The organism is Paenibacillus sp. FSL F4-0087 (genome assembly GCF_038020215.1).
GTDB lineage: Bacteria > Bacillota > Bacilli > Paenibacillales > Paenibacillaceae > Paenibacillus > Paenibacillus taichungensis.
Genome location: NZ_JBBODJ010000001.1, coordinates 2,562,709 through 2,576,713, shown reverse-complemented (window position 1 = coordinate 2,576,713; position 14,005 = coordinate 2,562,709). Strand labels below are relative to the sequence as shown.

Sequence of the window (14,005 nt, the reverse complement as noted above, 5' to 3'; positions counted from 1 at the left end):
TGGGCGAAGTTAGTGATACAGCTAACTACTCAACCAATTCCTTAGATCTCTGCGCCATATCCTGTAAAACGCGAGCCACCCGACTTTTTCTGCCTTTTGCTTTTCTCTGTATTCTTGCGAGCGATCTTTTATACGCTTCCACATCTGTTTGAAGCGCGAAGTGTTTGGCAGCAATCCGCAATGTTTTCTTTAACAATCGTGCGGAAGAACGTGTTGTTCTGGACCGGAAGCCTCTGCGCAAGATTCGCAGCGTTTTTTTGTAGGTTTGGAGGTCAGCTGATGGTGGTACTACGCAGAATAAATTGAGTGCGGAATCATTGAATCCATAGGTTTCGAGCATGATTTTCAGATTTTCTGTATTGAGCACTTCCCCTCGGAAATGTGTAGGATGTTCTTGATGATAACCTACGACCTCCTTCATACAGTAGAAGGGCACTTTCAAACGATGCAGTCTGTAGCCCAGATCCCAGTCTTCAAGCCCATACAGTACAAACCTTTCATTGAAACCTCCAACTCGATTCAGAAGGCTTCGGCGAATGGAAACACACCGCGTGACGAGCAGCATCCATGGAGCCACATCGGTGCTGGCAAATTGTTTGATGACACCAGGCGGTATTTTGGTTGGGAAAATCACTTTGGACAATGTATCTGTCTGATGAATGATATCTTCCGGTGTGACCAGTGGGACGATTTCATTCGCTGCATCAAATTCAGGACGCCATAAGTTTGAAGGGGTAAGGATTGAACGGCAATGATCTTTTTCCGATGGCGAGAAGTCTGGATAGTAGTGGGTATAAGCATCGGCAAAGGAATGTGGAAAACCCGAAACGACGGCTCTGGGATTTTTACGATGATATTGACGCACGGTTCGAATAAATTCGGGTAATGCCAGAAAGTCAGCATCACAGAAGATAACATATAGCCCTTTGGCATGCTGAAGTCCCAAATTCCGGATCGCTGATCTGCCACGTTGCTCCGTCTGCGATACGTAGGTCAAAGGATATGAAGACTGGAATGCTTGGATCTGTTCTTTCGTTCCATCAGTGGAACCGTCATCAGCTACGATGACTTCGAAAAGGTGCTTCGGGTAGGTTTGTGTCTCTAAGGCTGCCAGAGTAAGCGATAACTGATGGGCCCGATTATAGGTTGGGATAATGATGCTGTAGCGGATCGCCATTCCTGTTTCCTCCTTCACGTTGTTGGACGCTCCTTATGAAAAAAACGAACACGCTCAATTAAGAAGTGATATTAGTTTATTCCATATATGTGGCAGCGACTGGTCAAACACCTTATGATTTTGGAAACGGGCTTGATCGATCTCCTTCTTGCGCTCACGCTCACCGTTCAATCTGGAAATATGATCTTGATCTCTTGCATTCATGTGCAAATCCTGCGCAGCACAAGGAAATATCAAATTTTGGATATGTCGGCAAGAATGGACGATAGCCAATATAGCGGGCAAACGGTAACTTTATGGAGAGCGATGACAGAGCTGCTTATCCACGATACACATTCAATGGGGGGACGTGAAGTGATGAAAAGGTCATGGAGAAAACGACTGACAATTGGTATCTGCCTAATGATGAGTATTGCTGCTCTTGGGGGCTGTTCAGGGGGAAATGGAAGTACAGGTGAAGCAGGAGGAGATGGACCTACCCCCATTTCAATCTGGATGTCGATGAATACCAATGCTTCCATCACACTCAAGAGCATGAATGAAATTACGGCGATTAAGGAATGGGAGAAGAAAACCAATACCAAAATCGAATTCCAGCATCCCGCTGTGGGTGCCGAGACCGAACAGTTCAATGTCATGATAGCCTCAAATCAGCTGCCTGATGCCATGTTTGTCAATGGAGATTACGCCAAGCTATTCAATGATGGTATCATCATTCGACTTAACGAACTCATTGATGAATACGCTCCCAATTTGAAAAAGATCCTGGAAGAGAATCCTGAGGTTGCCAAACAGTTAAAAGCCGACAACGGAGATATCTATGCAATACCGCATCTGCGTCTAGGGGAATACAAAACCTTCGGCGGTACGTTCATCCGTCAGGATTGGTTGGATGAGCTAAAGCTGGAGAAACCGGAAACGCTGGAGGAGTGGGAGACGGTACTCAAGGCCTTCAAGGAGAAAAAAGGCGTAGCAGCGCCGCTATTGTTTGGCGCACCACCCAAAATGAGCACGATGGGACCAGCCGCACCGACATATCTGGAGGCTTACGGCATCACTAATAGTACGTTCATGAAAGATGGCAAGGTGGTCTATGGGCCAATCGAGCCGGAATATAAGGAATTTCTCACGATGTTCCATCGCTGGTATCAGGAGGGATTGGTTGATCCCGATTTTGCTACTAATGACCAGAAAACATACGACGCCAAAATTTTGAGCAGTCAAGCTGGTGCATTTTTCACCTTTATTGGTGGAGGTGTAGGCCGCTACCTGCCCGCTCTGCAGGAAACGGATCCGAACGCCAACCTGACTGCCACACAATATCCGGTGCTGAATAAGGGCGATGAACCACTGTTTACCGGACGTTCCTGGGAGTGGAGCAGTAGCGGTGTTGTGCTCACCAATAGCAACAAACATCCGGAGGAAACGGTCAAAGCACTCGATTATTTCTTCAGTGAAGAAGGACATATGCTGAAAAATTTCGGTGTGGAGGGCCTCACCTACACGATGAAGGACGGTTACCCGACCTATACTGATGAGATTTTGAAAAATCCGGACGGCCTGTCGGTTGCTCAAGCCATGGCCAAACATTTTATTGCGAACTATCCCTTCGTTGGGGAGGATGACGATCGGTACAACGAGCAATATTACCAGCTCCAACAGCAGAAGGATGCGGCAGTTCTGTTCTCCAAATACAGCGAGAATACATTGAAGGTGGGCCTTCCTCCGACAAGTCTGACAACAGAAGAATCTACGGAGTACAGCAAGATTATGAGTGATATTGGAACCTACCGGGACGAGATGTTCGTCAAGTTTGTCATTGGGGTTGAGCCGATTGAGAACTTTGACAAGTTTGTAGATCAGATCAACAAGTTTAACGTGAAACGGGCTATTGAAATTCAGCAAGCTGCCCTGGATCGGTATAACGCCAGATAAGGAAGAGATGTCTAAGGGTAATGAAGCCTTTTTACGGCTTTGCTGCCCTGGACGCCCTCTTTGGAATGAAAAAGGAAGGGGATGAAGGAGTTGTCGCACAAGTTTTCCTTGTTATGGCTCAATTACAAAAAGAATAAAGCCATCTATTGGATGGCTCTCCCCGTCGTTTTATATTTTCTCGTCTTCAAATACCTGCCGATGTACGGAGCCATCATTGCGTTCAAAGACTACTCGGTGGGCAAAGGCATATGGGGCAGTGATTGGGTCGGATTGCAGCATTTTCGTGATTTCTTTCAGAGCTATTATTTCTGGCGAATTCTGAAGAATACTCTTTTGCTAAGCTTTTATCAGCTGTTGTTCGGTTTTCCGGCTCCCATTCTTCTTGCTCTTCTGCTTAATGAGCTCAGACATGAAATCTTCAAACGTACGGTGCAGACGATCTCGTACATTCCTCACTTTATTTCCATTGTTGTCATCTGCGGCATGATTGTGGATTTTTCTTCCCGAGATGGACTGTTTAACACCATCATTGGTTATTTTGGCGGTCAGAGCAGTGCGCTTCTCAGTGATCCGGCCAATTTTCGTACCATATATACCGCCTCATCGATCTGGCAGGAGCTTGGTTTCTCCAGCATCATTTATTTGGCTGCGCTTAGCGGCATTAACCCCGAGCTCTACGATGCTGCCAACGTGGACGGAGCGAGTCGGCTTCGCCAGGTGTGGCATATCACGCTTCCCGGCATCATTCCGATGATTATGATTCTCCTCATACTCCGCATTGGAGGATTGATGGAGATTGGGTTCGAGAAAATTATTCTGCTCTATAATCCGAATGTGTATGATACAGCAGATGTAATCTCGACGTTTGTCTACCGCAAAGGGATTAGTGAAAGTGCTGAATTCAGCTATACAACCGCGGTGGGTCTCTTCCAGTCAGTCATTAACTTTGCGCTGCTAATCGGTGCCAACCGTCTGTCCAAGGTGATATCCAATACGAAACTGTTCTAGCCAAGAACGAGGTGAAAGGAGGGATTTCTTTTGCGAATGAAAAGGTCCATTGGAGAGCGGTTGTTTGGCGGTGCGAACGCGATTCTGATGACAGGGCTGATTATCGTAACCTTGTATCCGCTGCTGCATGTGCTGAATGCATCGCTTAGCGACTCAGGTCAACTCATGGCCCATAGAGGCCTGCTGCTTTTCCCCAAAGGAATTACAATGGAGAGCTACAAGCTGGTGCTAAGCAACCCCAATATTCTGTCCGGATACCGGAATACAATATTCATTGTGGTGGTGGGCACGGCGCTTAATCTGCTGTTCACCATTCTGGGTGCGTACACGTTGTCCCGTAAAAGCTTTATGCTCCGCAATCCGATTATGCTGGCGATTGTGTTTACGATGTTTTTCAACGGCGGAATCATACCGTCTTATCTGTTGATCAATAACACGCTCCATATGGGGAACAGCCTCTGGGCTCTGATTGTACCCGGTCTGATCAGCAGCTATAATCTGATTATTATGCGAACTTCCTTTGCGGAAATCTCGGAAAGTCTACTAGAGTCGGCCCGTATAGACGGGGCAGGAGAGATGCTCATTCTGTGGCGGATCGTCGTACCATTGTCCATGCCCGTCATTGCGGTGATGATTCTCTTTTATGGCGTCGGTCACTGGAATTCATGGTTCAGTGCGATCCTGTATATTCGGGACCGGAACCTGTTTCCACTTCAACTGGTGCTGCGAGAGATTCTGATTCAGAACAGTACAGACTCGATGACCACAGGAGCGACCGCTATGGACAAAGAGGCCATCGGGGAAAGTGTAAAATACGCAACCGTCATGGTAGCGACCCTGCCTATATTGTTCATCTATCCGTTTCTGCAGAAATACTTTGTTAAAGGTGTTATGATCGGAGCAATCAAAGAATAGAGTTGCCTTATCAAGCCATACCAAATAACAAACGGTGAGGAGGAGACACATGAAGAGAAAAAGCATCCTGTTATCCTGGGGCATTTCTTACATGGTCATTCTGCTCATACCGATTGTGATCGGTGCTGCTGTTTTTGCCGAGTCTCGCATGTTGCTTGAGGAAGAAGTTAATCGTTCCAACATGGTGCTGTTATCTCAGGTACAGGAAACCATTGATAACCAGATTGGTGATATTGGCAGCATTAGCAATCAATTAATGGCTGACTCTCAACTCATGAGCTTCATTAATCATGCATCTGAACAGGATGCCCGCTGGAGAGTCATGGGGATTGATCTGATCAAAAACCTGAAATCTACACGCGTCGGAAACGGCTTGATTAGTGAACTATACATTTATATCAAACAACCCGATATCGCGTTGTCCTCATCTTCACTTATTCAAAAAAATTATCTATACGACATGTTCTATCAGGGCACCAATGTAACCGAGGAAGCATGGACCGGGCTTATGCATGATTCCGGTAAGAGCATGTACCGAAAGATGGAGGTTCGGAGTGAAGATCGACGGATTGAAGACACGCTGGTCTATATTCAGCCGTTTCCTATTCAAAATGGCGCTGACAGCCCTGCGACCTTCGTTGTTAACCTGGACCCCAACCGATTCCAGCAAGCCATTGATAACGTACGTTTGGAAAAAGAGAGCACCGTGTTCATTCTGGATCACGACGGTCAAACGTTATTTTCTACCGGATCACTTGAAACCCCTTACATGAATGGGGAGGACCTTAATCTTTTCGATGATGCTGGGAAAAGAACGGAAACGATCGATTGGAACGGAGAATCCGTGACCATATCGCAGATTTCTTCCAAGATCCAGGACTGGAAGTATGTATCCATCATACCTACCCGAATCTATGCCAAGAAGCTGACGGTAATCCGCGATATTACGCTTGGAGGCGTTGCCGCAGGACTTATCCTTGGCGGGGTGGCAGCCTGGTGGTTCACCAGACGGAATTACCGTCCGCTGGGACGGATCATGAACATTATCTCGGATAAGGTCAAATGGAAACTGGAGCAGCCAGACGATGAATATGGCATTTTGCAATCTGTTCTGATCCAAGCTTGGGAAGAGCAGGATCAATTTGCGAACAGGCTTAAGGATCAGCAAAGCGTTATACGGAGCAGTCTGCTCTCCAAATTGATGAAGGGAAGGGTACAGGTGGGTGAGGAGTTTGCATCGACCTTGGAACGTTCAGGTATTCGATTTGAGTCGGAGTCGTTTGCTGTATTGCTCTTGCATATTGAGGATGTTGAAGGGCTGTTCCGTTCCAGAGTACGTGAGCAGGACCAGGAGGAGAAGCACCAATTTGTGCACCTGATTCTGACCAATGTACTGGAGGAGATGATCGGCTCAATCGGTCATGTATATTCTGCGGACATTGATGGAAGAATTGCATTCCTGATCAATATTCGGGAGTGTGAGGAGGATACCAGTCATCGGTTAATTCGTGCAGTCGAAGAAGCTCAGCGTTTCATCGGCTCCCGATTCTGCGTGTATTTCTCTGTTGGCGTTAGCCATGTTCATCACCGTATTGCGGAGATCGCAGATTGTTTCCGGGAATCGGAAGAAGCGCTGGAATACAGGCTGATTCTGGGGATCGGTCAAATTATTGACCCGAACCGAATTCGTCGGCCCAAGGAGGAGCTGTATTACCCTCTTGATCTGGAGAGACAGCTCATCAATTATATCGCTACAGGCAATTATGCCCGTTCCACGGAAGTGATGAACGAAATTCTCATGACTAATTTTGCGGGAGAGCCCTTGTCTGTTGAACTGGCTCGCTGTCTAATGTTTGAGTTGATTGGTACCTTTCTGAAAGCTACCGAACAGATCAAGACAGATGACCAGAACGAGATGACACAGCGCAACGATCTGATTCGGCAATTGTTTGCATGTGAGACCTTTGAGGAGATCGAGTCCGAATTGCTGCGGATACTGGAGACGGTATGCCAGACGGTGCATGAGCGCAAGCGTTCCCGCAGTGAGGAATTGAGGGATCAACTGGTGGAATTCATTCATGAGAGTTATGCAGATGTCAATTTGGGTTTGACCCATTTATCCGAGCGGTTTCGTTTTCATCCAACCTATGTCTCCAAGTACTTCAAAGAACAGACAGGGGTCAACGTAATCGATTACATCAACCAATATCGAATTGAGCAATCCAAGAAAATTCTACAGGCAGAGGAACTGACGATCCAGGACGTATCCGAGCGGGTGGGTTTCTTGAACAGCAATTCGTTCATTCGTGTCTTTAAGAAATATGAGGGAATTACACCCGGCCAATATAAGCAAAATAGCAGACTTGTCCAGCAAGAGGGTTGAAGAATATGACTTGCCTAGAGGAGGAACTGGTTCCATGTGGAAAAAAGCTATTGTAGATGCACTTCATGTCACCCGACGTAATATAGATCGATTTGATGGGCGCTTTCCCCATGTTAGTAATGGTGATGAGCATTATGTGCTTAACGATAATACGGAGTGGACGGCAGGGTTCTGGTCAGGCATCCTGTGGTTATGCACGGAGTATACTCAGGACCAGAGGTTTCGTGAGGCTGCCGTGGATAGCGTCGATAACTTCCGTCGGCGAATGGAGCAGAAAATCATTTTCGATCATCATGATATTGGCTTCCTTTATTCGTTGTCTTCTAAGGCACAATGGATTGTGGAGCATGACGCCGCTGCAAGGAAACTCACGCTGGAAGCAGCTGATATGCTGATGAAACGCTGGCGGGAGGATGCTGGACTGATTCAGGCTTGGGGGCGGAAAGGTGATGTGAATAACGGAGGGCGAATTATTATCGATTGCCTGCTCAATCTTCCACTGCTGTTCTGGGCGTATGAGCAGACCAATAACGAGGAGTATCGCCGCGTCGCCGAGCTGCATGCGCTGAAAAGCCGCCGTTTCCTCGTTCGTGGAGACGACTCTAGTTATCATACCTTTTATTTTGATCAGGCTACCGGAGAGGCCATTCGAGGGGGGACGCATCAAGGCTACAATGATGGTTCTACCTGGACTCGCGGACAGGCATGGGGGATATATGGTTTTGCACTGTGCAGCCGCTATCTGCAAAGTGCAGAGATGCTGGAGACAGCCAAACGTCTTGCCCGTTATTTCATTGCTTATCTTCCGGAGGATGAAGTAGCGTATTGGGATTTTGATGCCCCGCAAACGTCAGATACGAAACGGGACAGTTCTGCATCGGCTATTGTTGCCTGTGGTCTGCTGGAAATTGCCGGGCGGCTTGATGAAGCCGATCCTGAGCGGGAGGTTTTTCAGAACGCAGCGGAATCGTCCATGAAATCCTTAATTAATCACTACTCCACGCAGGGCTCGGATACAGCCGAGGGTCTGCTGAAGCATGGTTCATACTCCGTAAGAGGTGGAGATTCACCTGATGATTACACGATCTGGGGCGATTATTTTTATCTTGAAGCGTTGATGCGTCTGGAACGAGGTATTCCTGGCTATTGGTACGATCGTCCATAAAGTGATTATGAACAAGTTCCTTGCCGATGAATCAAAATATTCTGACCCAAAAGAAAAAGCAGCGATTCTTCCGTGACGACAGAATCGCTGCTTTTTAATCTTTATATGTGAATACGTGCTGTTAAATTTGCGTTTTGGGCGCAAGCTCAATGGCGGAACGGATGGCGGCCAACATGCTTTTGTCATCGGCAATGTTTTTGCCTGCGATGTCAAAGGCTGTTCCATGGTCTACCGAAGTACGGATAATGCCGCCTTTGAGACCTACCGTAATGTTCACACCTTCTTCAATGCCCATGACCTTAATTGGTGCATGTCCCTGATCGTGATAACAAGCCACAACGATATCAAAATCACCACGGCCAGCGCGGAAGAATAACGTGTCCGCTGGAAGTGGACCAACGACGTTAATGCCTTCCTGTTGCGCACGTTCGATGCCGGGCTGCAGTTTTTCTTCCTCTTCACCATTACCGAACAATCCGTTCTCACCTGCATGCGGGTTGATACCACAAACAGCTACACGCGGATTTTCGAAGCCGGCTTTTTTCAACGTATCATGAGCAAGTTTAACCACAGTGTATGTTCTTTCCGGGTTGATGCTCGCAATGGCATCAATCAGGCCCATATGTGTCGTAAGGTGAATTACTCGCAGATTGGGTGTAGTCAGCATCATGGAGAAATCTTCTGTATCGGTCAGATCGGCCAAAATCTCGGTGTGACCTGGATACAAGTGCCCACCCAGGTGCAGGGCTTCCTTGTTCAGAGGCGCCGTGCAGATGGAGTGAATGTGCTGTTTTTTCGCTAGATCAATGGCTTTCGCCAGATACTGAAATGCTGCATCTCCCGCAACGGCAGATACTTTTCCATACTCCAGATCGGCAGGAATGAGATCCAAATCAATAACGTCCACAGTACCGAATTCATACTTGGCTTCGGATGGCTCATGAATAGCATGTACCTTCAGGCTCGATCCGATGACAGGCAGGACACGCTCCAATATTTTTGCATCGCCAATGACGAGTGGATTGCAATTGTTGTAGACCTCCTGATGGCCCAATGCTTTCATAATGATCTCGGGCCCAATACCTGCTGCATCGCCCATTGTAATTCCTACGGTTGGTTTCATACGGTAACTCCTCCTTTTAATTTCTCAATCGCATGGATGAAGACGTCGGGCTTGCCGAACCCGCCCGCTTTGGTGATCACGTGCAGATCCTCAATTCCAATAAATTTCGATATCGGTACACCAATTTCAAGCTCATCAAGCAGCTCAAAACCGCTGATATTCCACTTCATACAGATTTGCTTAGCTGTATCTCCGCCCGTCATGGATACACCTTTGAAGTACCCATTCTCCAGCAGCTTGGCACAGATTTCACCTATGGCCCGTACAATTTCATTGCTGACCTCGGTGTGATTAAGTCCTCTGACTTCACCTGTAGCACGTGCTAGTTCAATATCTACCTGTTCGGCGGTTGAATAGAGGACAACGTCATTACCTTCCACGGCTTTGGCCATCACTTCCTCATACACACGATCGATTTCTTGCTCACGATCTGCCGATCCCGATACGGCTTTGAACGAGTGGAACGGGATGGATGATACGTTGGTTTTCTGTAGCAACTGCTTGAGCTGCTCACGAGAGTTTTTGTTCACACTCCCTACAACAGTGAGGATCGGACCTGGATTTGCCGGAATGTTTAATTCCGCAGACTTGGCTCCCAAACCGTAATGAGTGGGAAGGTAGTTCGCGATCCCTGCTGAGCCTGCCCAGGCAAATGAATAATCCAGCTCACTGGTGATACTCAGAACTTGCTCCAAATGCTGCTCATCTGTCGAGTCGACGAGGATATAGGGAATGCCGTTTGCCTTAAAGGTTTCCAATTGCGTCTTCATATGATCTGTACCCGATTCAAGATCACTCACCGTAATCTCGCCCACTTCATACTTGGTCTGGAGCTTGAGCAAATCCGGAAGATATGAAAGGGTCACAGGTGTCTTCGGATCATTCGCAATCTCGGTATCGGCCAGTGGAACCCCGTTCAGATAATGTGTGCCATTAAGAATGGTGCGGTTGTTCTTGGGATAGCCCGGGGCAATCATCATGAAGTCCGGTTTGACCACATCGTACAAAGCGTCGATCTCGATCCCGATGTTTCCGCGCATGGTTGAATCCATTTTTTTGAAAATGGTGCCAAAGCCGTTCCTTAACAGCAGTTCGGCTGCTCGACTAACCCGCTGATACGCATCCTCCGGTGTGATGGAACGGCTATCGGTATCAAACACGACCGCATCGTAATTACGAATGTTATCTTCGTCCATGTTGAATAGTACGCTTGTCTTTAATCCATGACGGGCAAGCTGCACCCCGCTGTCATTGGCGCCGGTCAAATCATCTGCAATAATGGCTAATTTCATGCAGTCATCCCTCCTTGAAAATCCAAATTAAATATAAGTCCGGTCAGCTAAATTAATGCATTTATGTGGATGGTCTTTGATTGTATTTCTCGACACCGCCTGATTTCTCCAGCCTTTTGGAAAGGAATCCGATGAAGATCGGCAGTAGAATGGCAGTCGTCACAACACTCGCAGCAATTTGTACTGTAGCAATCTCGGCAATCGGGGCAAAAGAAGCATTTGCCGCCACGATGGCAGCAGGTGTACCTACAGCGTTACCGGCTGTGGAACCTTCCGAAGCTCCGACAATGGGATTCCAGCCAATGGCTTTGAAGAGCAGGTAACCGACGCCGCCAGTAATCAATACAGTAATTACACCCAGCATAATGCCGCTAAGTCCGCCTTGAATGATGGACGAGAAGTTGATTCCCATACCCAGTGAAAAGGCGAAGAATGGAACGAGCTTGTCGCTGCCTTTGTGCAGCCATTCAGCAAGGTTGCGATCCAGGTTACCGATAACAACACCGACGATCAGTGGAAGCAGTACGGCTACAAAAGCCATCGGGGAGAACATGCCGTTGGCGAAGCCCATCGCACCGAAAATAGAGAGTGCAACCATGGTGAGGAACGGTCCATCGCTGAGTGCGAGGAATGGATAAGCAGCCTTGTCATCCTCTTTGCCGTATTGTCCGGCCAGCGCGATGTACAATCCACCATTGGAATTCGTCATTGCAGCGATAATAGCAAGCGGTGCCAAACCAAGGAATAAACCATTGGAATCCGCAAAATAGATGGCGATCAAACCTAATATTGCACCAACTGCCCACTTGAACACAAGCAATGTAACGCCTTTACCAACCGAAGAACCGGCTGTCTTGAACGTAATTTGTGTACCAGCAATCAACAGGAACAGGGCGATCAATGTACTTGAGCTATTCACGAACAGGGCTTCCGTGAAACCCCCGATTCGCAAAGCATTCGGAAAGAATGTGTTAATGGTTGCACCGAGCAACAGGGGAACAACCATCATACCGCCAGGAATACGATCTAATGTTGCTTTAATGTTCATAGTAGTGGCTCCTTATGAAGTAATCGTTTTTATAAAGCGTTTGCAGGGACTATGTTATCCCATATTGTTTATTTTAGCAACACTTAATTATTGTAAATTTTAAGTAATAGTTATAAGTGTTTAAATATGCAACACATATAAGCGTAAAAAAAGCGTAAACCTAAAGTTACTCTTTAAGTTTACGCCATAACGTGGCACGGTTAATCCCTAAGCGTTCGGCCGCCTTGGATTGATTATTGTTTTCCTCATGTAGAACGAGTTGAATAATCTCTTTTTCGATTTCTTTCAGCGTACCACTGAGTTTCATCGTATTGGATGAGGGTTGTTCACCGAGCAGATGTGATAAGGTCTCAGCTGAGATCACGTAGTCCTGTTCGTTCAGTGCAGCCTGTTTGATAAGATGCCTCAACTGGTTCACTGTCATATACGGAACTTGATTTCTAATTAGCTGCAACGCATCCTCTTTCATCTTCACCGCAACCGTTCCATACTTCTGGTAGTAATCACTGAGGAAATGCTGGATTAGTGGCGCAAGATCCTCCTGCCTGTCTACAAGGCTCGGCATAATGATCGTATTCAGCTCGACATCCAGCGTTCTGTTTGGATTCAATCCCTTCTCCCCCAGGATGAATACCCCGATCTGCCTCTGTAGACAGGTCTGAATGAATGAGATCAATTCCTCATCCTTCGAGCCATCTTCCAAATGATTAATTTCCACGTTGCGAACTTTGGAGAGGGGGATTTTGTGCAAATGGCCTGGAGGAACCTGAGCAAGCTCGATTTGGAGCATCAGCCCACCGCTGGAGTACATCTGATGAATATGTTTTACCAGAAAAGACTTGCCCGAATCCGCTTCACCTAGTAGATAAATGGGTTCATGGTTCTCGTAAACCGCCCGAATATTTTTCAATACGGCCTGCATGGCAGAGGATTCGGCAACGATCGGCTCCATGGATATATCGGTATATGCCGTTATGCCGAATTGTGCAAAAGCATAGGGCTGTCCTTTTTCAAGGGAGTATACTTTATAGGTTTTGTTATTTAACGTTGTTTCATAGGCCGTTACCGTAAGTTGGTAATCATCCACGATGAACACATTTTGAACTTGGGATTGATGGAAATCCAGGTTGGTATTGGTGAGATAAATGTGATTATCGGTGAGTGGATTCTGCTCAAAATCGGTCAAATTCTCAAATACAACCTCGCTCTGCTCGTTTAAAACAAGAAGATTAGGATGCTCTTGGGTAACCAGATTGTTCAGTATGACGGATATCGCGTGATTTTTACTTAAGTACCGATATACTAACTGTGCATCTTCAAGCGCTCTGAGGATGGATTCCTTGCCAGACTGGATCAGCAATCCTTCCATTCCATAGGTTTTGGCTGTATTCACGGTGATAACATCGCCAACAATCTGACGGTACCCTGACGCTTTCAGCTCCAGTAACAGCCGTGCCACATCCTCGGAACTGCGTATAGTATACACCTTTAAAGGCAGTTCCATTAGATCGATAATCGACTGTGCCCCTGAAGTAATGTTGGCAAAGCCAACGATAGCGGTTTGGCCGTTGAACTGGCTTGCGAGCGTTAGCGAACGAATCATGTCATATCCGGACAGCTGCACATCAATGACGGGAATGGTTACGGCTTCCTTGATTAGTTGGGCAGTACCGCCGCGGCTAATCATAATCTCCGCTCCGTTTCGTTCAGCCTGTGCCGCCAATTCGGCGCCTTTCATCAGGTCGCCCACCTCATATTGAATGGCCAACTGGGGGAATAGCGGAATACATTCTTCTATAATAGTAGTCATGGATTCGTAAGGGGCGATAATATGAACTCGTGTACGCATAATTTTCCTGCCTTTTATAAAAATCATTCATAGTTCCTGCTGGTACATCAGACCAGAGGGCTTTCCTTATTATAGCCAACTTGCAGAGGAATGGCATCCCTGCGCCAGCG

At 47.0% G+C, this 14,005-nt stretch carries 10 protein-coding genes; 5 read left to right on the top strand and 5 right to left on the bottom strand.

All coding sequences use genetic code 11. The annotated features are described in order from the left end of the window. Positions 1 to 25 precede the first annotated feature (25 nt). Entirely contained in the window at positions 26 to 1,177 is a 1,152-nt protein-coding gene (locus MHB84_RS12060; protein WP_076291974.1) for a glycosyltransferase family 2 protein, read from the bottom strand. A 114-nt stretch (positions 1,178 to 1,291) separates the two neighbouring features. Between MHB84_RS12060 and MHB84_RS12055 the strand changes: the two genes are divergently transcribed. The 5 genes from MHB84_RS12055 (at position 1,292) to MHB84_RS12035 (ending at position 8,583) form a co-directional block, all read left to right on the top strand. Then, on the top strand, positions 1,292 to 3,112 hold the full coding sequence (locus MHB84_RS12055) for an extracellular solute-binding protein (protein WP_256716945.1): 1,821 nt from the start codon (positions 1,292 to 1,294) through the stop codon (positions 3,110 to 3,112). A gap of 81 nt (positions 3,113 to 3,193) precedes the next feature. Next, positions 3,194 to 4,120 (top strand): ABC transporter permease, encoded by a 927-nt coding sequence (locus MHB84_RS12050; protein WP_076291973.1) that lies wholly within the window; start codon positions 3,194 to 3,196, stop codon positions 4,118 to 4,120. A gap of 30 nt (positions 4,121 to 4,150) precedes the next feature. After that, entirely contained in the window at positions 4,151 to 5,035 is an 885-nt protein-coding gene (locus MHB84_RS12045; RefSeq protein ID WP_072735774.1) for a carbohydrate ABC transporter permease, read from the top strand. Positions 5,036 to 5,084: 49 nt separating this feature from the next. Then, positions 5,085 to 7,418 carry a helix-turn-helix domain-containing protein gene (locus MHB84_RS12040; protein WP_076291972.1) on the top strand — a complete coding sequence of 778 codons (2,334 nt, stop codon included), beginning with the start codon at positions 5,085 to 5,087 and terminating at the stop codon, positions 7,416 to 7,418. 34 nt (positions 7,419 to 7,452) lie between these two features. Continuing rightward, positions 7,453 to 8,583 carry a glycoside hydrolase family 88 protein gene (locus MHB84_RS12035; RefSeq protein ID WP_076291971.1) on the top strand — a complete coding sequence of 377 codons (1,131 nt, stop codon included), beginning with the start codon at positions 7,453 to 7,455 and terminating at the stop codon, positions 8,581 to 8,583. A 121-nt stretch (positions 8,584 to 8,704) separates the two neighbouring features. Here MHB84_RS12035 and pdxA read toward each other — a convergent pair whose 3' ends face one another. The 4 genes from pdxA to MHB84_RS12015 all read right to left on the bottom strand — a co-directional run bounded on the left by pdxA (position 8,705) and on the right by MHB84_RS12015 (position 13,922). Further along, positions 8,705 to 9,706 (bottom strand): 4-hydroxythreonine-4-phosphate dehydrogenase PdxA, encoded by a 1,002-nt coding sequence (gene pdxA / locus MHB84_RS12030; protein WP_076291970.1) that lies wholly within the window; start codon positions 9,704 to 9,706, stop codon positions 8,705 to 8,707. Continuing rightward, positions 9,703 to 10,998: a four-carbon acid sugar kinase family protein gene (locus MHB84_RS12025; protein WP_076291969.1), complete on the bottom strand. Its 1,296-nt coding sequence runs from the start codon at positions 10,996 to 10,998 to the stop codon at positions 9,703 to 9,705. The genes pdxA and MHB84_RS12025 overlap by 4 nt, the downstream gene beginning before the upstream one ends. A 61-nt stretch (positions 10,999 to 11,059) precedes the next feature. Next, positions 11,060 to 12,046, bottom strand: a complete 987-nt coding sequence (locus MHB84_RS12020; RefSeq protein ID WP_064641229.1) for a 2-keto-3-deoxygluconate permease — start codon at positions 12,044 to 12,046, stop codon at positions 11,060 to 11,062. Positions 12,047 to 12,212: 166 nt separating this feature from the next. Then, entirely contained in the window at positions 12,213 to 13,922 is a 1,710-nt protein-coding gene (locus MHB84_RS12015; protein WP_256716944.1) for a PrpR N-terminal domain-containing protein, read from the bottom strand. Positions 13,923 to 14,005 lie beyond the last annotated feature (83 nt).

Coding starts and splice junctions, on each gene's coding strand:
- MHB84_RS12060 (WP_076291974.1), bottom strand. CDS start 1,177: ATGGCGATCCGCTACAGCATCATTATCCCAACCTATAATCGGGCCCAT.
- MHB84_RS12055 (WP_256716945.1), top strand. CDS start 1,292: ATGATTTTGGAAACGGGCTTGATCGATCTCCTTCTTGCGCTCACGCTC.
- MHB84_RS12050 (WP_076291973.1), top strand. CDS start 3,194: ATGAAGGAGTTGTCGCACAAGTTTTCCTTGTTATGGCTCAATTACAAA.
- MHB84_RS12040 (WP_076291972.1), top strand. CDS start 5,085: ATGAAGAGAAAAAGCATCCTGTTATCCTGGGGCATTTCTTACATGGTC.
- MHB84_RS12035 (WP_076291971.1), top strand. CDS start 7,453: ATGTGGAAAAAAGCTATTGTAGATGCACTTCATGTCACCCGACGTAAT.
- pdxA (WP_076291970.1), bottom strand. CDS start 9,706: ATGAAACCAACCGTAGGAATTACAATGGGCGATGCAGCAGGTATTGGG.
- MHB84_RS12025 (WP_076291969.1), bottom strand. CDS start 10,998: ATGAAATTAGCCATTATTGCAGATGATTTGACCGGCGCCAATGACAGC.
- MHB84_RS12020 (WP_064641229.1), bottom strand. CDS start 12,046: ATGAACATTAAAGCAACATTAGATCGTATTCCTGGCGGTATGATGGTT.
- MHB84_RS12015 (WP_256716944.1), bottom strand. CDS start 13,922: ATGATTTTTATAAAAGGCAGGAAAATTATGCGTACACGAGTTCATATT.